The sequence below is a fragment of the Aquitalea palustris genome (genome assembly GCF_003693445.1).
Classification (GTDB): domain Bacteria; phylum Pseudomonadota; class Gammaproteobacteria; order Burkholderiales; family Chromobacteriaceae; genus Aquitalea; species Aquitalea palustris.
Window position 1 is genome coordinate 1 of the sequence record NZ_RFAR01000051.1, and the last position, 22,813, is coordinate 22,813.

Consider the following 22,813-nt stretch of genomic DNA (forward strand, 5'->3'; position numbering starts at 1 on the left):
GAAGAAGTGCTGCGCCGCCTGCGCGCCTGAGCGGTTTTCGGCTGTGCAAGTCAAAAAGCCACCCTGCGGGGTGGCTTTTTGCATGCTGGCGTCGGCCTAGTTCTGGCTGACCAGGCGTGGCTGGCGCACAAAGCGGTATAGCAGCACCAGCAGCAACAGGAAGGGCAGGCCGAAGGCCAGCGTCAGGCGGAAGACATCGGTGAAGGCGGTGGTGAGCAGGATGGCCAGCATCAGCCCCAGTCCCATCAGGGTGGAAACCGGAAAGCCGGGCAGGCGGAAAGCCAGCGGCTGGCTGCCATGGCGCTGGTGATGGCGGCGGAAATGCCAGTGGGTGAGGAAGATCATCATCCAGGTAAACAGCGCGCCAAACATCGACAGCGACATCATCAGCGTGAAGGCCTGCTCGGGAAACAGCACAAACAGCAGGGTGGCCAGCGCAATACCGCTGGTGGACAGCAGCAGCGCGTTGAGCGGAATGCCGTGGGGGTTCAGCTTGCCCAGGCTGGCCGGGGCATCACCGGCGCGCGACAGGCTGAACATCATGCGGGTGGTGATGTAGAGCTGGCTGTTCATGGCGGACAGCGCGGCGATGATGACGACAAAGTTGAGAATGCCCGCGGCGTAGGGAATGCCCAGCACCTGCATCACGGTGACAAAGGGGCTGCTGCCCTTGTCCAGTCCGTCCCAGGGGACGATGGTCAGGATCAGGGTCAGCGACAAGAGATAAAACACCAGCAGGCGCACAATGGTGGCGCGAAAGGCGTGGCGCACCGCCTGCTCCGGGTGTTCCGCCTCACCGGCGGCCACGGCAATCATTTCCACGCTCAGATAGCTGAAGATGGAAATCACCACCGCCACCCACATGCCCCACCAGCCGTGCGGGAAAAACCCGCCATGGCCGGTGAAGTGCCGGGTGCCATAAGCCGGATTGCCGCTGCCCCACACCATATAACTCCCCAGCAGGATGAAGCCGACGATGGCAAAGATCTTGATGGCGGAAAACCAGTATTCCACGGTGCCAAAGGCTTTGACGCTCATGGCATTGACGCCGATCAGCACGCCGGAAAACAGCAGGATCCAGATCCACGACGGCGTGTCGGGGAACCAGTACTGCATGTATTCGGCCACTGCCGTGACTTCGGTGCCCACCGCCATGACGATGCAGGTCCAGTAGCTGTAACGCACCAGAAAGCCGGCCAGCGGGCTGATGTAATGTTCGGCAAAAGCGCCAAACGAGCCGGATGTGGCATGGGCGATGGTCATCTCTGCCAGGCAGCCCATCAGCAGCAGGGTGATCAGCCCGCCGATGGCGTAGCTGAGCAAGACACTGGGGCCGGCAAAGCCGATGGCAAACTTGCTGCCGAGGAACAGGCCGGTGCCAATGGCACCGCCGATGGCGATCATGCTCATTTGCCGGCCACTCAGCCGGCGTTGCAGGCCGCTTTCGCGTTGCTGGATCTGTTTGAAGCTCATGTCTTCTCCTTATCTTCCTTGGTGGGACGGCGCATTTCTCTTGGACGTGGGGCGTCCTGGATGCGCTCGGCTCCCGTGATGGTGTGCGGCTGGGTGAAGGCCGCCCACCGGGCGGCGGGCGGGAATGGGCTCAGGTCACCGCGTGACGCTGCTTGAAGCGCGGCTGGTCCCAGCTGGCGCTGTCCAGGATGTCGCGCAGGATGTCCACGGCATCCCAGATATCGGCATGGCTCAGATAGAGCGGGGTGATGCCAAAGCGCAGCACCTCTGGCTCGCGGTAGTCACCGATCACGCCGCGGTCGATCAGCGCCTGCATCACCGCATAGCCCTCGGGGTGGCGGTAGCTGACATGACTGCCGCGCTGTGCATGCGCGCGCGGGGTGATCAGCGTCAGCGGATGCTGGCTGCAGCGCTGTTCCACCAGCTGGATGAACAGGTCGGTCAGCGCCAGCGACTTTTGCCGCAGTGCCGCCATGCTGGTTTGCAGGGTGGCGTCCAGTCCGCACTCCACCAGCGACATCGACAGGATGGGCTGGGTGCCGCACAGAAAGCGGCGGATGCCCTGGGCCGGCTGGTAATCCACCGCCATGTCAAACGGGCGCGAGTGGCCCCACCAGCCGGACAGGGGCTGCCAGAAGGCATCCTGATGGCGCGGGGCCACCCAGATGAAGGCCGGTGAGCCGGGGCCGCCATTGAGGTATTTGTAGGTGCAACCCACGGCAAAGTCGGCGGCACTGCCATTCAGGTCCACTGGCACGGCACCGGCGGCGTGGGCCAGGTCCCAGATGGTGAGTGCGCCATGCTGATGCGCCAGGGCAGTGACGGCGGCCATGTCATGCATGGCACCGGTGCGGTAATTGACGTGCGACAGCAGCAGCACCGCCACATCGTCACCCAGTGCCTGTTGCAGCGACAGCGTGTCGTCGATCAGCCGCATTTCATAGCCCTGCTGCAGCAGGTCCATCATGCCCTGGATCATGTACAGGTCGGTGGGGAAGTTGTCGCGCTCCGAGACAATCACCTTGCGCTGCGGTGCACTGGCTTGCTGGATGCGGATGGCGGCCGCCAGCGCCTTGAAAATGTTCAGTGAAGTGGTATCGGTGATCACCACTTCGTCGCTGCCGGCTCCGATCAATCCGGCCAGCTTGTTGCCCAGCCGGCGCGGCAGCTCGAACCAGCCGGCAGTGTTCCAGCTGCGGATCAGGCCCTCGCCCCATTCCTGGCGCAATACCTGCAGGCTGCGCGCCTCGGCGCTGGTGGGCAGTACGCCCAGTGAATTGCCATCCAGATAGATCACGTTTTCCGGCAGGGCAAATTGCTGGCGCAGGGCGGCCAGTTGATCCTGGCGGTCGGCGGCCAGGCAGTCTTCACGGGTGAGCATCAGTCTCTCCTTGCGGTGGTGGTGCTGGTTGTCGGGGACGGGATGGTGCGCAGCACGGCGCGTACCGGGCTGGCATCCAGATTGATCAGTTTCAGTGGCAGGGCAATCAGCTCGTAGTCGCCTGCTGCGATCTCGTCCAGGTAGAGGTTTTCCAGAATGGCCATGCCGTGGCGGGCGACTGCGTGATGGGCGGCCAGCGTCTTGCTGTCTGCCGCATCCAGCGAGGCGCTGTCCACGCCGATCAGCCGCACACCCTGCTGGCCCAGCCAGTCAATCAATGCCGGGTCCATGGCGCAGAATGCCGGGTCCCATTGTTGGGGAAACTGCCGGTAACTGCGGATCAGCAGCCGTGGTGGCAGCGGGGCCGGCTGGTCTGCCAGCGCCTGCTGCAGTCTGGCCAGGCTCAGTAGTGGCGCTGCATCCAGGCAGTGCACCACGCGGCAGGGGCCAAGATAGGCATCCAGCCCGACCAGGCCGATGGCTAGGCCGTCCGCCTGATAATGCAGCGGGGCATCGGCATGGGCGCCGCTGTGGGGGGACAGGGTCAGCCGAGCCACATTGACCGGGCAGTGTGCATCCAGCTGCCAGGCCGGGCTTTCCTGTAACGCGGTATCTCCCGGCCACACCGGCATACCGGCATGCAATGGCGGGCTGATGTCATACAGCATGCTGCTCTCCATGGATTGGGCAATTCATGTTAGCACCGTGATTGTTTTGAAAAATTGCAAGTTCAACTTGTGAATTGGTGATATTTCGCAGAATATTCGACAGGAATGATTGAGTAAGAAAGGAAGTTGCAAATGCAGCTGGATGCCATTGATATGCGGATTCTTTCCGCGCTGCAGCACAACGGCCGGCTCAGCAATCAGGACCTGGCCGACCAGGTGGCGCTGTCACCCTCGGCTTGTCTGCGCCGGGTACGCACGCTGGAGGAGGGCGGGCTGATTCGCGGCTACCACGCCGAACTGGATGCGGTGGCGCTGGGCTTCGAGCTGGAGGCCATCGTGCAGGTGTCGCTGGATCGCAGCCGCGATGACTGGCATGGCGAGTTCTTGCTGCAGATGCAGGCCTTCGAGGAGGTGACCGCCGCCCATGTGGTGGCCGGGCCCTGCAATTACATCCTGCATGTGCGCTGTCGCAGCCTGCCGGCGTTTTCCGATTTCATCGTCGACAAGCTGAACAAGGTGCCCGGCATGCGCGATATCTGTTCCTTCATCGTGCTGAAAACCGTGAAGGACACCCGTGACCGGCTGCCGCTGGCCGGGGGCTGAGGCGGGAGCGTCACGGTAACAAAAGCCTTGTATGCTTGAGTGGAGGCCGCTACGGCCCGCTGGTCCGCCCGACTTACCTTGGCTGCGAGCAAAAACTCTAAAAAAATGGATTTTGTGCAAAGGGATGGGGGATAATGCCGCCCAGCCAAACTGAGGTTCATCAAAATGAAGTGTGTTGACGATTTCCGCCTGCGTCTGGGCAAGCAAGAGCTGGTTCCCATCATGGTCGGCGGCATGGGTGTGGATATCTCCACCGTGGCCCTGTCGCTGGAAGCGGCCCGTCTGGGCGGCATCGGTCATATTTCCGATGCCATGGTGCCGACGGTCACTGACCGCCGCTTCAATACCAAGTTCGTCAAGGACAAGCTCAAGCAGTACAAATTCAATGTGGAAAATGCCGACAAGTCCGTGGTGAAGTTTGACCTGGACATCCTGGCTGAAGCCACCAAAATGCACGTTGGCTCCGCCATGGAAGCCAAAAAGGGCGATGGGCTGATTTTCATCAACTGCATGGAAAAGCTCACCATGAATGCGCCCAAGGAAACCTTGCGCGTACGCATGCAAACCGCCATGGATGCCGGCATCGACGGCATCACCCTGGCCGCCGGCCTGCATCTGGGTTCGTTTGCGCTGATCGAGGACCACCCGCGTTTTCGTGATGTAAAGCTGGGCATCATTGTTTCGTCGCTGCGCGCTTTGCAGCTGTTCCTGAAAAAGTCCGCCCGTACCGGCCGCCTGCCGGACTACGTGGTGGTGGAAGGCCCGCTGGCTGGCGGCCACCTGGGTTTCGGCATGGACTGGGCGCAGTATGATCTGGCCACCATCGTCGCCGATATCCACGCCTGGATGCAGGCCGAACAGCTGGATATCCCGCTGATTCCGGCTGGCGGCATCTTCACCGGCAGCGATGCCGTGGGTTTCCTGGAAAACGGTGCCAGTGCCGTGCAGGTGGCCACCCGCTTTACCGTCACCAGCGAATGCGGTCTGCCGGAAAAAGTGCAGCAGGAATATTTCAAGGCAACGGAAGACGATATCGAAGTCAACCAGCTGTCGCCCACCGGCTACCCGATGCGCATGATCAAGTCCTGCCCGGCCATTGGCGACGGCATCCGTCCCAATTGCGAGGCTTACGGCTATCTGCTGGATGCCAATGGCAGCTGTGCCTACATCCAGGCCTATAACCGCGAAGTGGCGGCCCATCCGGGCGAGCGCCGCATCAAGGTGATGGACAAGACCTGTCTGTGCACCCACATGCGCAATTTCGATTGCTGGACCTGCGGTCAGTACACCTATCGCCTGAAAGACACTACCCGTCGCAAGGAGGATGGCAGCTACCAGATCCTCAGCGCCGAGCACGTGTTCAAGGATTACCAGTTCAGCAAGGATGGCAAGGTCGCCCTGCCGGATTGATGTCGCACACCGACCCGGTCTGGCTGGACCGGTAGTGGAACATGGCGAAACGCTACGGCGCTTCGCCATTTTTCTTGTTGAAGCGGCGCTGGCAGTAGTATTGTCGGAGCCTGTCTTGTCACTGTTTGAGGACTGCCATGCCGGACCGTTTTGATCCCGCCACCACCGCCCTGATCCTGATCGACCTGCAGCAGGGCATTCTCGGTTTTGCCAAACAACCCTATGACACCGAGCAGGTGCTGGAGCGCTCGGCGGCCCTTGCGCGGGCATTTCGTGCCGCTGCGGCGCCGGTGGTGCTGGTGCGGGTGGGCTGGTCGGCCGACGGTGCGGATGCACTGAAGCTGCCGACCGATCTGCAACCGCCAGCCACGCCAGTGCCGGACAACTGGCTGCAGCAGCCGGCCGAGCTGGAGGTGGCGGCCAGTGACATCCAGATCATCAAACGGCAGTGGAATGCCTTTTATGGCACGGAGCTGGATTTGCAGCTGCGTCGCCGTGGCGTGCGCACCGTGGTGCTGGCCGGTATCTCCACCCATATCGGGGTGGACTCGACGGCTCGGGCCGCCTGGGAGCGTGGCTATGCCGTGGTGCTGGCGGAGGATGCCATGAGCTGCCCGTTGCTGGAGTGTCACCAGTTTTCCGTGCAGCATATCTTTCCGCGGCTGGGTCGGGTACGCAGCACGGCCGAGGTGCTGCAGGCGCTGGTCGTCTAGCTGCATGGGGCGTGAAGATTGCCGCATCGACCCGCAGCAGGTCGAGCTGACGGCCATCCGTGCCCAGGGTGCGGGTGGTCAGAACGTCAACAAGGTGTCGTCGGCCATTCACTTGCGTTTCGATGTCATGGCTTCCAGCCTGCCCGAGCGCGTCAAGCTGCGGCTGTTGGCGCTGGGCGATGCCCGCCTGAGCAAGGAGGGCGTCATCATCATCAAGGCGCAGCAGCACCGCACACAGGAGCTGAACCGTGCCGATGCGCTGGCGCGGCTGCAGGCCATGGTGGATGCGGCCGCGCATGTGCCCAAGGCCAGGCATGCCACCCGGCCTACTTATGGCTCGAAACAGCGCAGGCTGGAGGGCAAGTCGCGGCGCAGCGGCATCAAGGCCTTGCGCGGCAAGATCGCGGATTGATACGGCGGGGCAGTGGGTCTCAGGCGCGCCGGCTATGCTGGCAGCTGGGAATGATGTGCTTGCCCAGTTCATCCGCCGGTACCGGCCGGCACAGCAGAAAGCCTTGCAGCTCGATGTCCGGGTGCTGTGCGCACAGATAGTCCAGGTCCTCGGTATTGTCGATGCCCTCTGCCACCATGCGCAGGCCCAGTTCGCGGGCAATATTGGCCATGCCGGAAATGATGCTCTGGCTGCGCGCGTCGCGGTGGATGTCCTTGATCAGGATGCGGTCGAACTTCAGCTCGGTCAGCGGCAGGTTCTTGATGTGTTCCAGCGTGGTATGGCCGGTGCCAAAATCATCCAGCGACAATTCGAAACCACGCATGCGCAGCCGCAGCAGGGTGGCCAGGGTGTGGCCGAAATTGGTGAAGGCCATGGTCTCGGTGATTTCCAGCACGATGCGGTCAAACGCCAGCCCACGCGATGTCACCTGCTCGACCAGCCAGTCGAGAAACTCGCGGTCATCCAGCAAGCGCCGTGACAGATTGATCGACAGCCGCAGCTGCTGCATGTTGGGCTCGCGGATCAGCATGTCCAGGCTGGTTTGCACGATGCGGTTGGTCAGCAGCGAAATAAAGCCTTCGTGTTCCAGCATGCCGATGAACTGATTGGGCCCCAGTATGCCTTGCTGCGGGTGACGCCAGCGCGCCAGCGCCTCGATCTGCACCGCACGACCCTGACGCAGATCGTAAATCGGCTGGTAAAAGGCGCAAAACTGGTTGTGGGCCAGCCCGGTGATGATGTCGATCAGCGGCAGGCTGCTCTTGCTGTCGCCGATGTCCTGCTGCACATCGAGCAGGCGGGTGATTTCGGTCAGGAACAAATCATCATCAATGGGCTTGGCCAGGTGGCCGATGCCGGTGAAACCCAGCTCCTGGGCGGCGCGCACGCTGTTGGACAGTAGTTCTGGCGAGTGGCCGCTGATTAGCAGCAATGATGGAATGTGCGGTTGGCGCGACAGTTGCTCCACCAGTTCGATGCCATCCATGCCTGGCATGTTCAGATCGGTGATGACCAGGTCCAGTTTGGGAATCTTGCGACTGAGCTGAAAAGCCCAGCTGCCGTCGGCAGCCTCGTGTACCACGGTATTGGGTATTTGCAGGCAGAGCGCCTTGAGCAGGCTGCGCTGACTGCTGCTGTCTTCAGCGAGCAGGATTTGTCTTGGAATCTGGATGGTCATGGCTGACGCACTGTTCAGAAGGGTATGTCTCAATCTAAGCAGGTGTCATGCATTCTTGCCAGTGGAAAAATCGATAAATCGTGTATTTGTAAATTCTTATTATGAATTTAACCAGATTTTACTTTGAATGAATTGCGATTGGCTGGTGCAGTGCACAAAGGGCAGGAGCAAGCGGCTGAAGGCCGGGACAAGGGTCCGGCGGCCGGGCAGCCGTCAAGCGGTCACCTGCCGCAAAGCGATGGACCGGGCGGTCATCACTTCCGGGGCAGTGTGCTGCGATATGATGCCGGGCCGAATGGCCGGCGGGCAAGGCAGGAACTGACTACGCGACCCACAGGTGGGGCTGAGTGGCCGCGAGGCGACTCAGCTTATCAACGACGCTTGAAGTGGTGCGGTGCGCCGCCGCCAACCGGAGCGGTCGGATGACGGAAGTTGATGCGACCCTTGGTCAGGTCGTAGGGAGACATTTCCACGGTCACGCGGTCGCCAACCAGTACGCGAATACGGTGCATCTTCATCTTGCCCGAGCCATAGGCCAGGATTTCCACGTTGTTGTCCAGACGCACGCGGAAGCGCGATTCCGGCAGCATTTCAATGACAACGCCTTGCAGCTCGATCATGTCTTCTTTGGACATTAACGATTCCTTTCAGTGTAACGGGTGGGCCAATAGCCCATGCGGCAGTCCCTCACGGAGCGCCGCACGATCTGTGATAACAGATTGCTTCTATCGATAACCAAGCAGGTAAGACAGGTAGCACACAGTAAAAATGTGCCGTTACCAAGGCAAGGCAGACGGATTGAACCCCGTGCTGGGGAACGGTCCGGAAGGAGGCAGGGCGCATTATACGGCTAAATGGCTGATTTGTCAGTAGAAATGTAGGCGGAATTGCCTTGCCCCCTTGTTGCGCGATGGCAATGACTAAAAACACTTATGCATCCGCAGCTTAGCGCTGCTGCCCCCTGTTGCAAGACGCGCAGTCCGGCATGCCCTTGGCGCTGAATTGGCCACGGCGCAGGGCTGGGGGCGGGCTCCGTCCGGGGATGGCGCGTGATGCCGGGGGCAGGGGATGGCGGCCACTGGCAGCGGCATGCATGTTGGGCCGCTCACGCGTCTTGATCAGTACCGGGGCGGCAGGGCGGCAAATGGTGATTGTTTGACTTTTGTCATTAAAAGAAAATTCACTATTCATATTCTTACAATTCAATACAAAAATAGGCTGGATTATTCTGTTCTATGCTGACATCCTGTACGGTTTCGATCATTACCCTTTGCTGATATTTTGTTTCAGGCATGGGGAGCACAAGTTGGAAACTCTGCAGTAGGACAGACTATGGAAAATAATCGAGAGGGCGAAGGACTCCGACGCAGCCTGCAGGCGCGTCACCTGTCCATGATCGCCATTGGCGGCTCCATCGGCACCGGGCTGTTTCTGGCCTCGGGGGCCACGGTAGCCACTTCCGGCCCGGGCGGTGCCTTGCTGTCATATGCCCTGATCGGGCTGATGGTCTATTTCCTGATGACCAGCCTGGGCGAGATGGCCGCTTTCATGCCGGTGTCCGGTTCTTTTCAGGTATATGGCTCACGTTTCGTTGACCATTCCTTTGGTTTCGCCCAGGGCTGGAACTATTGGTATAACTGGGCGGTAACCATTGCCGTGGAGCTAGCCGCCGCATCCATCGTGATGCATTACTGGTTTCCGCACGTGCCCGGTGTGGTGTGGAGTGCGCTGTTCCTGGCCATCATCTTTGCCCTCAACTACTTCTCGGTGAAGGGCTTTGGCGAGGCGGAGTTCTGGTGTTCCATGCTCAAGGTGATCACCATCATCGCCTTCATCATCATCGGTTTCATGATGATCTGGGGCATCATGTTCCACCCGGATAACAGCCGTTATGCGCCGGGGCTGAATGTGTTCATGCATGGCGACGGCCCCTTTGTCGGCGGCATGGCCGCTTTTGTCAGCGTGTCGATGATTGTCGGTTTCTCTTTCCAGGGCACCGAGCTGATCGGCGTGGCGGCAGGGGAGTCCAGCCACCCGGCCCAGACCATTCCGCGCGCGGTGAAGCAGATTTTCTGGCGCATCCTGATGTTCTACATGCTGTCCATCCTGATCATCGGCTTCATCCTGCCGTATAACGACCCGATGCTGCTGAAGAACGATGTGCAGGACGTGGGGGCCAGCCCCTTCACCCTGGTGTTCAGCCGTGCCGGTCTGGCTTTGTCGGCCAGCCTGATGAACGCGGTCATCCTGTCGGCCATCCTGTCGGCCGGTAATTCCGGCATGTATGCCTCTACCCGCATGCTGTATGTGATGGCCAAGAACAAGATGGCGCCGGCCTGGTTCGGCCAGCTGTCGAGCAGTGGCGTACCGCGCAATGCCCTGTATGCCACCACGGTGATTGCCGGTCTGTGCTTCCTGACTTCGCTGTTCGAGAGCAATGCTGTCTATCTGTGGCTGCTGAATTCTTCCGGCATGACCGGTTTCATCGCCTGGCTGGGCATTGCCATCTGCCATTACCGCTTCCGCCGTGCCTATGTAAAACAAGGCTATGATCTGGCCGATCTGCCCTACAAGGCGCGCTGGTTCCCGCTGGGGCCGCTGTTTGCCTTTGCCTTGTGCATGCTGATCATGCTGGGGCAGAACTATGCCGCCTTCACCAGTGCCAAGGTGGACTGGAACGGTATTGTCGCCACGTATATCGGCATTCCGCTGTTCCTGCTGCTGTGGCTGGGCTACAAATGGAAGCACGGCAGCCAGCTGATTCCGCTGGACAAGATTGCGCTGGCCGAGGCGCACGCCCAGCTCAAGCGCGACGAGCTGGCTGATGGCCGGCTGGCGCAGCAAACCACCGGTTGATCGCTGGTCTTGCCTGCCCTGCAACGGCCCGGCCTGACCGGGCCGTTGTCACGTGTGCGCGCTGCACCGCCACGGGCGCTCAGGCAGTGCTGTGTCTGCGGCGCAGGCAGGCTACAATCGCCGCACTGCGCCGCCACTGGCAGACCCCATCACCGCATTGAGGGTGCATACCCGGAGAACAATAATATGGCCTTGATGTCACTTTTTTTCAGCAAGTATCTGTTTGTGCTGGCAGCCTTGCTGCCCATCATCAATCCGCCCGGACTGGTGCCCATCTTCATTTCGATGACGGCGCGCAATAGCAAGCAGCAGCGGGCCTTCCTGGCGCGGCGTATTGCCATGTACTGCTTCCTGTTGCTGCTGGGCAGCATGTATGTGGGTAGTTTCGTGCTGGAGTTTTTCGGAGTGTCGCTGCCGGTGGTGCAGTTGTCCGGCGGCCTGCTGATTTCGCTGGCAGCCTGGCGCATGCTGAATGACAACCCGGCCGAGAGTACCCAGCCTTCCAGCGAACCGGTACGGCAGGAAAACCGTGACGAGCTCAAGCAGCGGGCTTTTTACCCGCTGACCTTTCCCTTGACCGTGGGGCCGGGGTCGATTTCGGTATCGATCACCGTGGGTGCATCGCTGACAGTAACCGGCAAGCCGATGATCAAGTACATGCTGGTGCCCATGGCCAGCCTGGCGGCCGTGCTGTCGCTGTCGGTGCTGGTGTATATGTGCTACCGCCATGCCGACAAGCTGCTGGGTTATCTGGGCCAGACCGGCTCGGTGGTGTTCCTGCGGCTGTCGGCCTTCATCCTGATGTGTCTGGGGGTGCAGATCATGTGGGAAGGGGTGGAGCAGCTGTTTGTCGAGCTGATCCAGAATAATGCCGATCTGCTCCGCCATTAACAGTGGCCGCCAACCCCTGCTGCCCTTGCTGCTCAAGCCGCGCTGCGGCTGAGCGCAAGGGAAGGGCGGCGGGGGCAGGCCGGGGCGGGCTTAAGCCTGTGCGGTGCTAGTCCTGCTCCTGCCCATTCTTGCTGCGCCGTTGCTTGGCCAGGCGACTGGAATAGTTCAGCCACTGCCGTAGTTGAGCAAAAGAGGGACTGCGGCGCAGCCCCACGGCGCCGACTGCGGCAATGGGCCGGATCGGGTTGACTGGCTTGATGTCTTTGCTCATGTCAGTTTCTCCGCTTGCGTAATGAACAGGGCGGTCTGCCGCTGTAAGTGGGGGTAAAACGCCAGAAAGTCTGCTTCCAGCGCGACATATTGTTGCAACAGATCATCAATGCCGGCGGCAACCGGATTGTCCCGCTGGATGCGATGGCGGGCAAAGCCGCGCAGCACGCTGGCAATACCTGCGGTGTCGGCATAGGACAGCAGCCAGTCTTCAGCCTGCATGCGCGGTAGCATGTCCAGCAGGCGTGGTGGCAACCACTGGCGGTGATGTTGCAGTTCGGCGTAGCTGCGGCGGGTAAAAGCGGCCAGTGGCATGCTGGCAAATGCGCCCCAGTGCCGCGCCAGAAAATGATCGTAAAAAATATCCACCAGGATGCCGGCATAGCGCCGCCGTTCCGGGGCAATGCGCGTCTTGCTCTGCAATACCAGCGGATGACTGTCGGTATAGCTGTCGATCTGCCGGTGCAGGGCCATGCCTTGTTGCAGAGCCGGCGGCAGGTGGCTGGCATGGGCTGGCTTGATGAAATCACCCAGCAGATTGCCGACGCGGGCACTGGCATCGTCCGGGGCCAGGTGCAGGTGGGCCAGGTAATTCATGCCGCTGACAGTCGGTTCAGCCTCACTACAATCACCCGCACCGCCGCACTGCTGCGCAAGGTCAGGCCGATGGCCAGTTGTTGCAGCAGCGCATCCTGTGGCTGCAGGCGGCAGCTGCGGCCATCTTCGCGGCTGATTTCCAGCTCGGCGCCGGCAGCCAGCAATACCAGCAATACTTCATCATCGCTTTGCAGCTGGCGCTCGCCGTTCAGGGTGAAGTCTTCCACTTGCTGCAGATAGCGGCCACGCCGGGTCATGACATTGAAATCGGTGACCGGGCCTTCGGTCAGCTGGCTGCTGATGCTTTCTTCGCCGGCAAAGGCCAGCGGCAGGCTGAAGGCATCCAGCCGTACTTCGCTACCGTCTTCGCGTTGCAATAGCAAGGCCGCGCCCTGCAATAACAAAAGCTGGCGGTCGATGCCGGGGAAGCGGGAGAAATCGCCATCACTGGCCACGCTGGCGATGCTGATGCGGTAGTCGAAGTTGTCCAGCGTGGCATCCGGCGGCGCAATCAATACCTGGCGGGTAATGCCTCCACCGTTTTTCCAGGGCGTGGCAGGGTAGTGGCGGGCGTGCAGGATCTGCATGGCAAGCTCTGGCAAGGTAAAAAAACGATTATCCACCGATGGCCGGCTGTGTGCATCTTCGCTTTGAGCCAAGGCGGGCAAGCCCTTGTTATGATGAAGATTTGTAGTGCCGGCACTACAAATCGGCGTGCTTGATCTGCCGCAATATGCCATTCCACTGTCGTGCCAAGATGAAGTCAAAGCTTGAACCCACCACGAGGAGATCATCATGGCCATCAGTGCATTCTTCATTCCTTCCGTCAATCTGATGGGAGCTGGCTGTCTGCAACAGGCAGTCGACAGCATGCAGGCGCAGGGCTTCAAACGCGCGCTGATCGTGACCGATGCCGGTCTGGTCAAGACCGGTCTGGCGGCGAAAGTCAGCACGCTGCTGGCTGCGGCGGATATCCAGTCCGTGGTATTTGACGGCGTGCATCCCAATCCGACCTGCGCCAATGTCAATGCCGGCCTGGCTTTGCTCAAGGAAAAACAGTGTGATGTGGTGATTTCGCTGGGTGGCGGTTCGCCGCACGACTGCGCCAAGGGCATTGCCCTGGTGGCCGTCAATGGCGGCAAGATCCAGGACTACGAGGGCGTGGACAAGTCGGCCAAGCCGCAGCTGCCGCTGGTGGCCATCAATACCACGGCCGGTACCGCCAGTGAAATGACCCGCTTCTGCATCATCACCGACGAATCGCGCCACATCAAGATGGCCATTGTCGACAAGCACACCACGCCTATCCTGTCGGTAAACGACCCGGAAACCATGGCCGGCATGCCGCCTTCGCTGACCGCTGCCACCGGCATGGATGCGCTCACCCATGCCGTCGAGGCTTATGTGTCGACCATTGCCACGCCGATTACCGATGCCTGCGCGCTCAAGGCCATCAGCCTGATCGTGGCCTTCCTGCCGCGTGCCGTGGAAAACGGCCAGGACATGGAAGCGCGTGAACAGATGGCCTATGCCCAGTTCCTGGCCGGCATGGCTTTCAACAATGCCTCGCTGGGCTATGTGCATGCGATGGCGCACCAGCTGGGTGGCTTCTACGACCTGCCGCACGGCGTGTGCAATGCGGTGCTGCTGCCGCACGTGCAAGTGTTCAACAGCAAGGTGGCCGCAGCGCGGCTGGCTGATGTCGGAGTGGCATTGGGGGTGAAAGCCAGTGCAGAAGAGGCGATTCAGGCGATCCGCACCCTGGCGGCCAAGGTGGGCATTCCGGCCGGCCTGACCCAGCTGGGCGTGAAAGAGCAAGATATCCCGGTACTGGCCACCAATGCCCTGAAGGATGCTTGCGGCTTTACCAATCCGCTGCAGGCCAGTCACGAAGAGATCTGCGCCATCTACCGCGCAGCCATGTAAGCAGGGGTTAGTCTGCTGTAGTGAACAGGGCCGGCTTTGCCGGCCCTTTTGCATGCATCATGGCGCTGGATGATGGCCAAAACCGGCCGCCTGGGCCGCGCTGCGGATGGCGTCCAGCACCAGCCTGGCCTTGCGCGGTATGCGCCGGCTGGCAAATACCGCATGCATCTGCGCATCTTCGCCGCGGCTGGACACGATGCGATAGTCCGGGCACAGCCGCAGCAACTGGCCTCTGGCCACCAGTGGTTCGGCCAGCCAGTCGCCCATGCGTGCCACGCCCCAGCCGGCCAGGGCCGCCTGCAGCACGGCATTGCCGGAACTCACCCGATGGCTGGCATTCAGGTTGAGGCTGAGCTGATGCGTGTCCGAGACAAAATTCCAGGCTTTCAGGATGCGCGGCGCAGCATGAATCAGGATGGCGTGTTCGGTCAGCTCTTCAGGCTGTAGCGGCAGGCCGCGACTGGCAACATAGGCCGGGCTGGCATATAGCCGGCGTTGATAAGGCCATAGCGGAAAGCCGATCAGCTCGCTGGAGGTGGGGTAGGCACCACGAATGCTGAAGTCCAGCTTTTCGCGGATAGGCTCCAGAATGGTGTCGCTGTACAGGATGTCAAAACGCAGCTGCGGATTGTGTTCTGCCAGCTGCTGCAGGATGGTCGGCAGGAAATGGCTGGCCATCACCTCTGGTGCAGAAAAGCGCAGCCAACCACGTGGCGTGCTGCCCAGCGCCGCCAGGTCGTCTTCCACTTCTTCCTGTAATTGCAGCATCTGGCGTGCGGTATCGTAATAGGTTTCGCCGGCCATGGTCAGGCTGACCTGTTTTTGCGAGCGGGCCAGCAGACTGCTGCCCAGGCTTTCCTCCAGCGCCTGGACGGCGCGGGTGGCGGTGCTGGGTGAGGTGCCCAGCTGACGCGCCGCCGAGACGAAGCTCTTGCGTTCCACCACGGCGCAGAATACCTGCAGCTCCCATAACAGCTTCATTGATTTGGCCTTAATTGCAGGAATTGCAATACGGTATTGCAAGCATGCAGCCAGGGCAAGCCCTACAATGGCTGCATTATCAGGAGGCAGTCATGTTGTTGACCTTGGGATTTCTGTGTTTCTTTTCTTTCATGGCCGGTCTGATCGATGCGGCCGTTGGCGGCGGCGGGCTGATCCAGACGCCGGCGCTGTTCAATTTCCTGCCGCAATACTCGGCCGCCACGCTGTTTGGCACCAACAAGATGTCCTCGGCGGTGGGCACCTTGTCGGCAACGCGATCTTATCTGCAGCGGGTACGCCTGCCGTGGAAACTGGTGATTCCGGCGGCCATCACCGCCTTTATCATGTCCTTTGCCGGCGCAGCCACGGTGAATGCCATTCCCAAGTCGGTGATTCGCCCGCTGGTATTGGTACTGTTGGTGCTGATGGCCATGTATACCTTGTGGAAAAAGGACTTTGGCAAACTGCACAAGCCGGTGACGATAGGGCGGCGCGAAATGGCGGTGGGCATGGCCATTGGCGGGGCCATCGGTTTTTATGATGGCCTGTTCGGACCGGGTACCGGCAGCTTCCTGATCTTCCTGTTCATCCGCTTTTTCGCCTTTGACTTCCTGCATGCCTCGGCTGCAGCCAAGGTAGTCAATCTCACCACCAATGTGGCGGCGCTGGCCTTTTTCATTCCCACCGGCAATGTGCTGTTCCAGTACGCCATTCCCATGGCCGGCTTCAATGTGCTGGGCGCGATGACCGGTTCCTGGGTAGCCATGAAAAAGGGCGCTGGCTTCGTCCGTATCCTGTTCCTGTTGCTGACCACGGTGCTGATCGGCAAGCTGGCCTGGGACATGCTGCAACCCTGGCTGCATGGCTGAGCCATATCCAGCCGGTCATTCATGTAAAAGACCACGCCAGGCGTGGTCTTTTGTGTTTGGGCGATATCGCGGTGATCAGCGGTGCTGGTCCCAGCCATGATGATGGCCGTTGTCGTGGTGGTGGCGATGATGATGGCGACGCCCTTCATCACGCGCCGGTGCTGCCGGTCGGTCTTCGTGCTGGTTCTTGGTGGTGATGGCCACGCCGGTAGCACCACCCACCGCGCTGCCGATGATGGCGCCATTACGGCCACCCACCGCATTGCCGACTGCTGCACCTGCTGCACCGCCTACTGCACCGCCAAGAATCGCATCCGTTGTCGAGCTGGCCTGAGCTGCGCCAGCTGCCAGTGTGATGGCAATAATCGAAATCCACTTGTTCATTTGCATGATTTGCTGCTTTCACTGAGTAAGTGGCGGCAGTCTAGGCAGGGCAGGGCAAAACGGACAAGCCGTGAAATGTTAGCAAGTATTGAAAAGCGTTTGCCTGCTAATGATCATGGAATTGCCCGGTGCATAATTACGGCTAATTATCTGTTTTAAATGGATTTTATATTCCACATTAAAATGGTGGGTTTATAACAATCTGTTACAGAGTCGGGCCGGGTAAATGCACGGACCCTGCAACAGCCATTGTCATGCCGCTTGGACACAGCTTGTCGATGCGGGTATTACTGGCCGGAGCAGCCACAACCGCCGCCGCCACCGCCGCAACCACCGGCGTTGGCTGGCGCAGCTTCTTGCTGTTGACCCAGGCTGATCTGGAATTCGATCACGATCATCTCCGGCAAGCGGTCAACATAGCGATAGCTGATCTGCCCGGCATAGCGCTGGCCAATCTGCTCCAGCAGAGGTAGCGGATCGTGATCGTTGACGAAGCGCATGATTTCGCCATCGTGCAGGCTTTCCAGTGCCGCGAAAATGGCAGCGTGGCGAAAGCGCTTGGCAATACCGCGAGCATCAAACAGGTAGCTGGTATTCAGTTGAGGGGATAGTGTAGTCACGTTGATCTTCCGGCTTGAGGGAGTGAAGCCAGGATTTTGTCGTAGTCTGGCGGCAGGCCTCCTTGAGGCAGGATAAGAAAATCTGCCCCGCAAGCAGTGCAAGCATCCGCTGTTGTTTTAAGATGTCGGCATTATCGTGAGGAGAACAGGCATGCACCCTGCACGCTGCCCGCCAGCCAGCGAGGCCGTTAATTTGTTGCAGCTGCCTAATGTCGGACCAGCCATGGCAGCGGATTTAAACTTGCTGGGGTATGACAGCCCGCAATCGCTGCGCCAGGCTGATCCCTATGCGCTTTACCAGGCCCTGTGCCAGCAAACCGGCCAACGGCATGATCCTTGCGTGCTGGATGTTTTCATCGCACTTACGCATTACTTGCTGCAGGATCAGGCCCTGCCGTGGTGGCATTTCACGGCGCAGCGCAAGGCCGAGCTTGCCAGCAGGGCTGTCGGCCCCGCATGGCCGCTTGTACAATAGCCAGCCATGACGAACTCTCTCGTTTCCCCGGCAGATTCACCGGTACTGGCCTGCCACGAGTGTGATCTGTTGCAAACTGCCCCCACGCATGCCACCCACGGCGTCTGCTGCAGTCGCTGCGGCTGCCAGCTGCTGCCCGGCCCCGGCTATCAGCCCGCCACTTCGCTGGCCCTGGTGCTGGCCGGTCTGCTGGTCTTCATCCTGGCCAATGTCTTCCCGGTAGTCGGGCTGGAAGCCGGCGGCGTGCGCACCGCCACCACCTTGCTTGGCACCGCCTGGCAACTGACCCAGCAACAGATGCAGCCGGTGGCGCTGCTCATCCTGCTCACTGGCGTGCTGTTGCCCGGCCTGGAGCTGCTCTGCCTGCTCTATTTGTTGCTGCCGCTGTCGCTGGGTCGTGCGCCGCGTGGCTTTGCTGCCGTGATGCGACTGGTGCGCATTCTGCATCCCTGGGGCATGGTGGAGGTTTTTCTATTGGGTGTGCTGGTGTCGCTGGTCAAGCTGGCCCACATGGCTGCTGTGCATCCCGGCATCGGCCTGTGGTCGTTTTTTGCCCTGATCCTGTTGCTGGCCAGTAGTGCCAGTCGCTTTGATGCCGGCCTGCTATGGGAGCGCTACCACGCATGTCGCACCTCCCGCTGAAGACGGCCGCTCGCCACGGCATGTGGAGTTGTCATGGCTGCAGTCTGTTGTGCCGTCTGCCCGCCGGGGCAGACCAGGCCGCCTGGCATTGTCCGCGTTGCGGCGCAGCGCTGCACCGGCGCAAGCCGCATAGCCTGCAATACGCCTGGGCCTATCTGATTGCCGCGATAATCTGTTATATCCCGGCCAATCTGCTGCCCATCATGCTCACCGACATGCTGTCCGGCACTCAGCGCGACACCATCATGAGCGGGGTGGTCTATCTGTGGCAGGGTGGTTCCTGGCCGCTGGCGCTGGTGGTGTTCATCGCCAGCGTGCTGGTGCCCTTGCTGAAGATACTGTCCATGCTGCTGCTATTGCTTACCGTGCACTGGCGTTCGCGTTGGGCGCCGCGCCAGCGTACCCGGCTGTACCGCTTGCTGGAGGTGGTGGGGCCGTGGTCGATGCTGGATATTTATGTGGTTGGCTTGCTGGTGGCGCTGGTGCAGTTGCAGTCGCTGGCCACCATCAAGGCCGGGCCGGGAGCGATTGCCTTTGGTGCGGTCGTGGTGCTGACCATGCTGTCGGCCATGCATTTTGATCCCAGACTGATCTGGGATGTTTTCGAGGATGATGATGAGTGACAAACACACGCCGCAGACCGCGGATGAAGGTCTGCCCGCCCACCCGGAGAGCGTGCCGCTGGCCGTGGCCGAGCGTCGTCGCCCCAGCCGCTGGTCGCCTTCGCTGGTCTGGCTGATTCCGCTGGTCGCTGCGCTGATTGGCGGCTATCTGGCGGTGCAGGCCGTGCTGTCGCGCGGGCCCACCATTACCATTACCTTCCGCAGTGGCGAAGGGCTGGAGGCCGGCAAGACCCGCATCAAGTACAAGGATGTGGAAATCGGCGAAGTCACCGCGGTACGCATCAGCCCGGACAGCAAGAATATCGAGGCCACCGCTCAGTTGAGCAAGGAGGCCGAGCGCTTTCTGGCACGCGACAGCCGTTTCTGGATCGTGCGGCCGCGCATTGCCGGGGGCAGCGTGTCTGGCCTGGGCACGCTGTTGTCCGGTGCCTATGTCGGCATGGATGCCGGCAAGAGTAGCGAGATGAGCCAGCACTTTACCGGGCTGGAAGTGCCGCCCATTCTTACCGGCGACCTGCCGGGCCGCCAGTTTGTGCTCAAGGCTTCCGAGCTGGGTTCGCTGGATATCGGCGCGCCGGTGTATTTCCGGCGCGTGCCGGTGGGGCAGGTGGTGGCCTATCAGCTGGACAAAAAGGGCCATAGCGTTGATATCACCGTGTTCATCAACGCTCCCTATGATCACTTTGTCACCGAAGACAGTCGTTTCTGGCACGCCAGCGGAGTGGATCTGTCGGTCTCGGCCAATGGCCTTAAAGTCAATACCCAGTCGCTCAGCGCCATCCTGCTGGGTGGGGTGGCCTTTGAAACGCCGGTCACCGTGCAAGAGGGCAAGCCGGCTGCGGCCAGCAGCACTTTCTCCTTGGCCAATACCCGCGATCAGGCCATGCAGTCACCAGACCACGAGGTGGTCCCGCTGCAACTGAAATTCCAGCAATCGGTACGCGGCCTCACCGTGGGCGCCCCGGTGGACTTCCGCGGCATCATCATCGGCGAAGTCACCGCCATCGGCATGGAATACGACGCGCCACGCAAGGACTTCAACATGCTGGTGGATATCCGCATCTACCCCAGCCGTTTGCTGAGCATGTCGCGCAATATGGATGAAACCCGGCTGCATCAGATGAAACTGGACAAGATGGTCGAGCATGGCATGCGGGCGCAACTGCGCTCCGGTAGTCTGCTCACCGGTCAGCTGTACGTGGCGCTGGACTTCTTCCGCGACGCCAAACCGGCACAGCTGGGCCACAGCCAGGGCGTGGACGTGCTGCCCACCATTCCGGGTGATCTGGAAGAACTGCAAGGCGTGCTGCAACGTATCGCCCGCAAGCTGGACAAGGTACCGTTCGACAGCATAGGCCAGGAGCTGGATGGCACCATCAAGGAACTGCATGCCACGCTGAGCAGCGTCCGCCAACTGGGCGACAGCCTGGATGGCAAGGTCGTCCCGCAAACCGTGCAAACGCTGCAGCAGCTGCAACGCACGCTGGATGCCGCCAACCAGACCCTGCAGGCCAATTCACCGCTGCAGCAAGATGTGCGCAAGGCGGCGCAGGATGTCAGCGATACCGCCCGCAGCTTCCGCGCGCTGAGTGATTATCTCGACCGCCACCCGGAAGCGCTGATCCGTGGCAAGCAGGAAAACAAACCATGAGCAAGAACACCCTTATCCGTACCGCAAGTGGCCTGCTACTGGGGCTGGTCCTGGCCGGTTGCAGCTCGGCCCCGCTGCATTACCACCAGTTGCAGGCCGGCCTGCCTGCGCTGGTCGTGCCGCAGGCCGGAGCGGTGATCCTGGTTGAAGCGGTCAGCCTGCCCGCCGGAGTGGACCGGCCGCAGCTGCTGCTGCAAGACAGCCAGGGCCAGCCCCAGCTACAGGAGCAGCACTACTGGACGGCCAGCCTGTCGCGGCTGCTGACGCAGGCGCTGGCGGTGAATCTGTCGCACCAGCTGGGGCTGTCCAGCGTGTATGCTGCGCCGCAACTGAGCCTGGCGCGGCCCGAACTGAGTGTGACGCTGGATGTCAGGGAATTCCGCCTGCAGCCGGGAGCCGGGGCTACGCTGGCGGCGGCCTGGCGCATCACGCGTCCGGGCAGCGATGCCAGCTTGCTGCAAGGCTATTTCAGCCAGCATCAGGCCGTGGCCAGTAGCGAACAAACTGCGCTGGTGGCGGCACAGCAGGTGTTGCTGGACGGGGTGAGCAGCCAGATTGCCGAGGCGCTGGCGGCGCATCCGGCGTGGTTGCGCCACGCAGCAGGCTAGCCCTGGTGTAGTGGCGGACGACGCTGGAACCAGGGCTGTGCCTGTTCCAGTTGCGCTGCCAGCTGCAGCAGTAGGGCCTCCTTGCCGTAACCTGCCACCATCTGGGTGCCGATGGGCAGATTGGCGTCATTCCAGAACAGTGGCACGCTCATGGCTGGCTGGCCGCTCATATTGAAGGGAATGGTCCAGCCGATGTACTCCATCAGCTTGCGCGAGTGCTCGGGCACCAGCCGGCTCAGTTTCAGCGTCCAGTCCCAGCCCAGATGCCCCAGCAGCAGGGTGGACAGCGATTGTTCGAAACGCGAGGTGGCCAGTGCGCCGATGGCTGCCGGTGGCTGATTCAGCACCGGCGTCACCAGCACATCGTAGCGCTGATGGAATGCCTGCATGATGCGGCCCTGGCGCAAGGCAAAGTCACGCATCCAGGCAAATTCGCCTGCTGACAATAGCTCGCCGTAACGGGCCAGTGTCCAGCTGTCGGCCTCGACCAGACGGAAATCAGCCTTGCGCCCGCATAGCCGCTGGCTGTTGCGCATCAGGCAGGCCAGTTCGCCGCAAATCATCACCAGCATGGCGTGACACATTTCATCGGCACTGCCCAGTGGCGGATGGGCTTCTTCCACTTCATGACCCAGATCGCGCAGCAGGCGCAGGCTGTGACTCAGTGCGGCCTCGCCATCGGCATGCAGCTTGCCACCCAGAAACGGCTGGCGGGTAAAGGCTATGCGCAGCTGACCGACGGGTTGTTGCAGGCTGGCCAGAAAAGAGGCCTCTGGCGCTGGGCAATGATAGGCGTCGCCTGTATCAAAGCCCTTGCACAGGATGTCCAGCATGGCTGCACTGTCGCGCACGCTGCGGGTCAAGGCGTGTTCACTGGCATAGCCTTGCCACAGTTCGGAAGTATGCGGGCCACAGGGCGAGCGGCCACGGCTGGGCTTCAGACCAAACAGCCCGCAGTTAGATGCCGGGATGCGGATGGAGCCACCGCCGTCGCCGCCATGGGCAATGGGTACCATGCCGGTCGCCACGGCTGCCGCCGAGCCACCGCTGGAGCCGCCACAAGTCCGGCTGGTATCCCAGGGATTGCGGGTGGCACCGCTGAGCCTGGATTCGGTGTAGGGATAAAGACCGAATTCCGGCGTGGTGGTCTTGCCGGCGAAAATCAGCCCGGCCTGGCGGTAACGACGGATCAGTTCACTATCTTCGGTGGCGACATGGTGCTGAAACAGGTGGCTGCCGCTACGGGTGGGGCAGCCCTGGATGTCGGCCTGCAAGTCCTTGATCAGGATGGGCAGGCCGGCCAGGGGGCTGGCAGCAGCGCGTTGCGGCTGGCGGGCTGCTTGTTCATCCAGGCGCAGCAGCACGGCATTGACCGCCGGATTGTGCAAATCCATCCGCTCCTGCGCCGCGCGCAATAAATCGGCAGTGCTGATCTCACCCTTGGCCAGCAGGGCGGCCAGCGCGATACCGTCGTGATTTTCGTATTCTGGGAAAAAGGCCATGGAGATCACCGGTTGATGCAATCCTGAGAGCATAATCGC

Annotated in this window: 25 protein-coding genes; 13 read left to right on the plus strand and 12 right to left on the minus strand. The window is 61.1% G+C overall.

Features of this window, described 5'->3' with window-relative positions; translation table 11 throughout:
* Nucleotides 1-96: 96 nt before the first annotated feature.
* The 3 genes from EAY64_RS12215 to kynB all read right to left on the minus strand — a co-directional run bounded on the left by EAY64_RS12215 (nt 97) and on the right by kynB (nt 3,522).
* Nucleotides 97-1,473 carry an amino acid permease gene (locus tag EAY64_RS12215; protein ID WP_059287532.1) on the minus strand — a complete coding sequence of 459 codons (1,377 nt, stop codon included), beginning with the start codon at nt 1,471-1,473 and terminating at the stop codon, nt 97-99.
* A gap of 130 nt (nt 1,474-1,603) precedes the next feature.
* The gene (kynU, locus tag EAY64_RS12220) at nt 1,604-2,854 is read right to left on the minus strand and encodes a kynureninase (protein ID WP_103525036.1); all 1,251 of its coding nucleotides are present in this window, start codon (nt 2,852-2,854) and stop codon (nt 1,604-1,606) included.
* Nucleotides 2,854-3,522, minus strand: a complete 669-nt coding sequence (kynB, locus tag EAY64_RS12225; protein WP_103525037.1) for an arylformamidase — start codon at nt 3,520-3,522, stop codon at nt 2,854-2,856. Before kynB ends, kynU begins: the two co-directional genes overlap by 1 nt.
* Nucleotides 3,523-3,654: 132 nt before the next feature.
* Between kynB and EAY64_RS12230 the strand changes: the two genes are divergently transcribed.
* The 4 genes from EAY64_RS12230 (at nt 3,655) to arfB (ending at nt 6,660) form a co-directional block, all read left to right on the plus strand.
* A complete protein-coding gene (locus tag EAY64_RS12230) occupies nt 3,655-4,125 on the plus strand; it encodes an Lrp/AsnC family transcriptional regulator (protein ID WP_059287363.1) in 471 nt (156 codons plus the stop codon).
* Between the two features lie 165 nt (nt 4,126-4,290).
* Entirely contained in the window at nt 4,291-5,535 is a 1,245-nt protein-coding gene (locus EAY64_RS12235) for a nitronate monooxygenase (RefSeq protein WP_103525038.1), read from the plus strand.
* Between the two features lie 137 nt (nt 5,536-5,672).
* The gene (locus EAY64_RS12240; RefSeq protein WP_103525039.1) at nt 5,673-6,248 is read left to right on the plus strand and encodes a hydrolase; all 576 of its coding nucleotides are present in this window, start codon (nt 5,673-5,675) and stop codon (nt 6,246-6,248) included.
* Between the two features lie 4 nt (nt 6,249-6,252).
* A complete protein-coding gene (gene arfB / locus EAY64_RS12245) occupies nt 6,253-6,660 on the plus strand; it encodes an alternative ribosome rescue aminoacyl-tRNA hydrolase ArfB (protein ID WP_103525040.1) in 408 nt (135 codons plus the stop codon).
* Nucleotides 6,661-6,679: 19 nt separating this feature from the next.
* Here the strand turns inward: arfB and EAY64_RS12250 are convergent, their stop codons facing one another.
* Together EAY64_RS12250 and infA are read right to left on the minus strand one after the other, a co-directional pair.
* A complete protein-coding gene (locus EAY64_RS12250) occupies nt 6,680-7,879 on the minus strand; it encodes an EAL domain-containing response regulator (protein ID WP_103525041.1) in 1,200 nt (399 codons plus the stop codon).
* Between the two features lie 371 nt (nt 7,880-8,250).
* On the minus strand, nt 8,251-8,514 hold the full coding sequence (gene infA, locus EAY64_RS12255) for a translation initiation factor IF-1 (RefSeq protein ID WP_059286936.1): 264 nt from the start codon (nt 8,512-8,514) through the stop codon (nt 8,251-8,253).
* A 697-nt stretch (nt 8,515-9,211) separates the two neighbouring features.
* On the opposite strand from infA, the gene EAY64_RS12260 reads away from it, so the two are divergent.
* Complete coding sequence (locus tag EAY64_RS12260) at nt 9,212-10,735, plus strand: amino acid permease (RefSeq protein WP_103525042.1); 1,524 nt, start codon at nt 9,212-9,214, stop codon at nt 10,733-10,735.
* Nucleotides 10,736-10,930: 195 nt separating this feature from the next.
* Nucleotides 10,931-11,626 (plus strand): MarC family protein, encoded by a 696-nt coding sequence (locus EAY64_RS12265; protein ID WP_226034160.1) that lies wholly within the window; start codon nt 10,931-10,933, stop codon nt 11,624-11,626.
* A 106-nt stretch (nt 11,627-11,732) separates the two neighbouring features.
* Here the strand turns inward: EAY64_RS12265 and EAY64_RS20400 are convergent, their stop codons facing one another.
* The 3 genes from EAY64_RS20400 to EAY64_RS12275 are packed head-to-tail and all read right to left on the minus strand — an operon-like array spanning nt 11,733 to nt 13,080.
* Entirely contained in the window at nt 11,733-11,897 is a 165-nt protein-coding gene (locus EAY64_RS20400; RefSeq protein WP_158604685.1) for a hypothetical protein, read from the minus strand.
* The gene (locus EAY64_RS12270; RefSeq protein WP_103525044.1) at nt 11,894-12,493 is read right to left on the minus strand and encodes an acyl carrier protein phosphodiesterase; all 600 of its coding nucleotides are present in this window, start codon (nt 12,491-12,493) and stop codon (nt 11,894-11,896) included. The genes EAY64_RS20400 and EAY64_RS12270 overlap by 4 nt, the downstream gene beginning before the upstream one ends.
* Nucleotides 12,490-13,080 (minus strand): HutD/Ves family protein, encoded by a 591-nt coding sequence (locus EAY64_RS12275; protein WP_158604687.1) that lies wholly within the window; start codon nt 13,078-13,080, stop codon nt 12,490-12,492. Before EAY64_RS12275 ends, EAY64_RS12270 begins: the two co-directional genes overlap by 4 nt.
* Nucleotides 13,081-13,288: 208 nt before the next feature.
* Between EAY64_RS12275 and yiaY the strand changes: the two genes are divergently transcribed.
* On the plus strand, nt 13,289-14,419 hold the full coding sequence (yiaY, locus tag EAY64_RS12280; RefSeq protein ID WP_103525045.1) for an L-threonine dehydrogenase: 1,131 nt from the start codon (nt 13,289-13,291) through the stop codon (nt 14,417-14,419).
* Nucleotides 14,420-14,476: 57 nt separating this feature from the next.
* Here yiaY and EAY64_RS12285 read toward each other — a convergent pair whose 3' ends face one another.
* The gene (locus tag EAY64_RS12285; RefSeq protein ID WP_103525046.1) at nt 14,477-15,400 is read right to left on the minus strand and encodes a LysR family transcriptional regulator; all 924 of its coding nucleotides are present in this window, start codon (nt 15,398-15,400) and stop codon (nt 14,477-14,479) included.
* Between the two features lie 92 nt (nt 15,401-15,492).
* Here EAY64_RS12285 and EAY64_RS12290 point away from each other — a divergent pair, with 92 nt between their 5' ends.
* Nucleotides 15,493-16,269, plus strand: a complete 777-nt coding sequence (locus EAY64_RS12290; protein WP_199052548.1) for a sulfite exporter TauE/SafE family protein — start codon at nt 15,493-15,495, stop codon at nt 16,267-16,269.
* 75 nt (nt 16,270-16,344) lie between these two features.
* Here EAY64_RS12290 and EAY64_RS12295 read toward each other — a convergent pair whose 3' ends face one another.
* Both EAY64_RS12295 and EAY64_RS12300 read right to left on the minus strand, forming a co-directional pair.
* Nucleotides 16,345-16,653 (minus strand): YMGG-like glycine zipper-containing protein, encoded by a 309-nt coding sequence (locus tag EAY64_RS12295; RefSeq protein ID WP_113024031.1) that lies wholly within the window; start codon nt 16,651-16,653, stop codon nt 16,345-16,347.
* 287 nt (nt 16,654-16,940) lie between these two features.
* Nucleotides 16,941-17,273 (minus strand): DUF2249 domain-containing protein, encoded by a 333-nt coding sequence (locus tag EAY64_RS12300; protein ID WP_103525048.1) that lies wholly within the window; start codon nt 17,271-17,273, stop codon nt 16,941-16,943.
* A gap of 151 nt (nt 17,274-17,424) precedes the next feature.
* On the opposite strand from EAY64_RS12300, the gene EAY64_RS12305 reads away from it, so the two are divergent.
* From EAY64_RS12305 to EAY64_RS12325, 5 genes are read left to right on the plus strand one after another with little or no spacing between them, the layout of a single operon-like run.
* A complete protein-coding gene (locus EAY64_RS12305; protein ID WP_103525049.1) occupies nt 17,425-17,748 on the plus strand; it encodes a helix-hairpin-helix domain-containing protein in 324 nt (107 codons plus the stop codon).
* Nucleotides 17,749-17,754: 6 nt separating this feature from the next.
* Nucleotides 17,755-18,390, plus strand: a complete 636-nt coding sequence (locus EAY64_RS12310; RefSeq protein ID WP_103525050.1) for a paraquat-inducible protein A — start codon at nt 17,755-17,757, stop codon at nt 18,388-18,390.
* Nucleotides 18,372-19,013: a paraquat-inducible protein A gene (locus EAY64_RS12315; RefSeq protein WP_103525051.1), complete on the plus strand. Its 642-nt coding sequence runs from the start codon at nt 18,372-18,374 to the stop codon at nt 19,011-19,013. Before EAY64_RS12310 ends, EAY64_RS12315 begins: the two co-directional genes overlap by 19 nt.
* Nucleotides 19,006-20,664, plus strand: a complete 1,659-nt coding sequence (locus EAY64_RS12320; protein WP_103525127.1) for a PqiB family protein — start codon at nt 19,006-19,008, stop codon at nt 20,662-20,664. The genes EAY64_RS12315 and EAY64_RS12320 overlap by 8 nt, the downstream gene beginning before the upstream one ends.
* Nucleotides 20,661-21,272, plus strand: coding sequence for a PqiC family protein (locus EAY64_RS12325; protein ID WP_103525052.1), 612 nt, complete (start codon nt 20,661-20,663; stop codon nt 21,270-21,272). The genes EAY64_RS12320 and EAY64_RS12325 overlap by 4 nt, the downstream gene beginning before the upstream one ends.
* Here the strand turns inward: EAY64_RS12325 and EAY64_RS12330 are convergent.
* Nucleotides 21,269-22,774, minus strand: a complete 1,506-nt coding sequence (locus EAY64_RS12330; protein ID WP_103525053.1) for an amidase — start codon at nt 22,772-22,774, stop codon at nt 21,269-21,271. The genes EAY64_RS12325 and EAY64_RS12330 overlap by 4 nt on opposite strands.
* Nucleotides 22,775-22,813 lie beyond the last annotated feature (39 nt).

What these genes read in the sequence shown, in the direction of transcription:
- EAY64_RS12215 (WP_059287532.1), bottom strand. Translation starts at nt 1,473, where the DNA reads ATGAGCTTCAAACAGATCCAGCAACGCGAAAGCGGCCTGCAACGCCGG.
- kynU (WP_103525036.1), bottom strand. Translation starts at nt 2,854, where the DNA reads ATGCTCACCCGTGAAGACTGCCTGGCCGCCGACCGCCAGGATCAACTG.
- kynB (WP_103525037.1), bottom strand. Translation starts at nt 3,522, where the DNA reads ATGCTGTATGACATCAGCCCGCCATTGCATGCCGGTATGCCGGTGTGG.
- EAY64_RS12230 (WP_059287363.1), top strand. Translation starts at nt 3,655, where the DNA reads ATGCAGCTGGATGCCATTGATATGCGGATTCTTTCCGCGCTGCAGCAC.
- EAY64_RS12235 (WP_103525038.1), top strand. Translation starts at nt 4,291, where the DNA reads ATGAAGTGTGTTGACGATTTCCGCCTGCGTCTGGGCAAGCAAGAGCTG.
- EAY64_RS12240 (WP_103525039.1), top strand. Translation starts at nt 5,673, where the DNA reads ATGCCGGACCGTTTTGATCCCGCCACCACCGCCCTGATCCTGATCGAC.
- arfB (WP_103525040.1), top strand. Translation starts at nt 6,253, where the DNA reads ATGGGGCGTGAAGATTGCCGCATCGACCCGCAGCAGGTCGAGCTGACG.
- EAY64_RS12250 (WP_103525041.1), bottom strand. Translation starts at nt 7,879, where the DNA reads ATGACCATCCAGATTCCAAGACAAATCCTGCTCGCTGAAGACAGCAGC.
- infA (WP_059286936.1), bottom strand. Translation starts at nt 8,514, where the DNA reads ATGTCCAAAGAAGACATGATCGAGCTGCAAGGCGTTGTCATTGAAATG.
- EAY64_RS12260 (WP_103525042.1), top strand. Translation starts at nt 9,212, where the DNA reads ATGGAAAATAATCGAGAGGGCGAAGGACTCCGACGCAGCCTGCAGGCG.
- EAY64_RS12265 (WP_226034160.1), top strand. Translation starts at nt 10,931, where the DNA reads ATGTCACTTTTTTTCAGCAAGTATCTGTTTGTGCTGGCAGCCTTGCTG.
- EAY64_RS20400 (WP_158604685.1), bottom strand. Translation starts at nt 11,897, where the DNA reads ATGAGCAAAGACATCAAGCCAGTCAACCCGATCCGGCCCATTGCCGCA.
- EAY64_RS12270 (WP_103525044.1), bottom strand. Translation starts at nt 12,493, where the DNA reads ATGAATTACCTGGCCCACCTGCACCTGGCCCCGGACGATGCCAGTGCC.
- EAY64_RS12275 (WP_158604687.1), bottom strand. Translation starts at nt 13,080, where the DNA reads ATGCAGATCCTGCACGCCCGCCACTACCCTGCCACGCCCTGGAAAAAC.
- yiaY (WP_103525045.1), top strand. Translation starts at nt 13,289, where the DNA reads ATGGCCATCAGTGCATTCTTCATTCCTTCCGTCAATCTGATGGGAGCT.
- EAY64_RS12285 (WP_103525046.1), bottom strand. Translation starts at nt 15,400, where the DNA reads ATGAAGCTGTTATGGGAGCTGCAGGTATTCTGCGCCGTGGTGGAACGC.
- EAY64_RS12290 (WP_199052548.1), top strand. Translation starts at nt 15,493, where the DNA reads ATGTTGTTGACCTTGGGATTTCTGTGTTTCTTTTCTTTCATGGCCGGT.
- EAY64_RS12295 (WP_113024031.1), bottom strand. Translation starts at nt 16,653, where the DNA reads ATGAACAAGTGGATTTCGATTATTGCCATCACACTGGCAGCTGGCGCA.
- EAY64_RS12305 (WP_103525049.1), top strand. Translation starts at nt 17,425, where the DNA reads ATGCACCCTGCACGCTGCCCGCCAGCCAGCGAGGCCGTTAATTTGTTG.
- EAY64_RS12310 (WP_103525050.1), top strand. Translation starts at nt 17,755, where the DNA reads ATGACGAACTCTCTCGTTTCCCCGGCAGATTCACCGGTACTGGCCTGC.
- EAY64_RS12315 (WP_103525051.1), top strand. Translation starts at nt 18,372, where the DNA reads ATGTCGCACCTCCCGCTGAAGACGGCCGCTCGCCACGGCATGTGGAGT.
- EAY64_RS12320 (WP_103525127.1), top strand. Translation starts at nt 19,006, where the DNA reads ATGAGTGACAAACACACGCCGCAGACCGCGGATGAAGGTCTGCCCGCC.
- EAY64_RS12325 (WP_103525052.1), top strand. Translation starts at nt 20,661, where the DNA reads ATGAGCAAGAACACCCTTATCCGTACCGCAAGTGGCCTGCTACTGGGG.
- EAY64_RS12330 (WP_103525053.1), bottom strand. Translation starts at nt 22,774, where the DNA reads ATGGCCTTTTTCCCAGAATACGAAAATCACGACGGTATCGCGCTGGCC.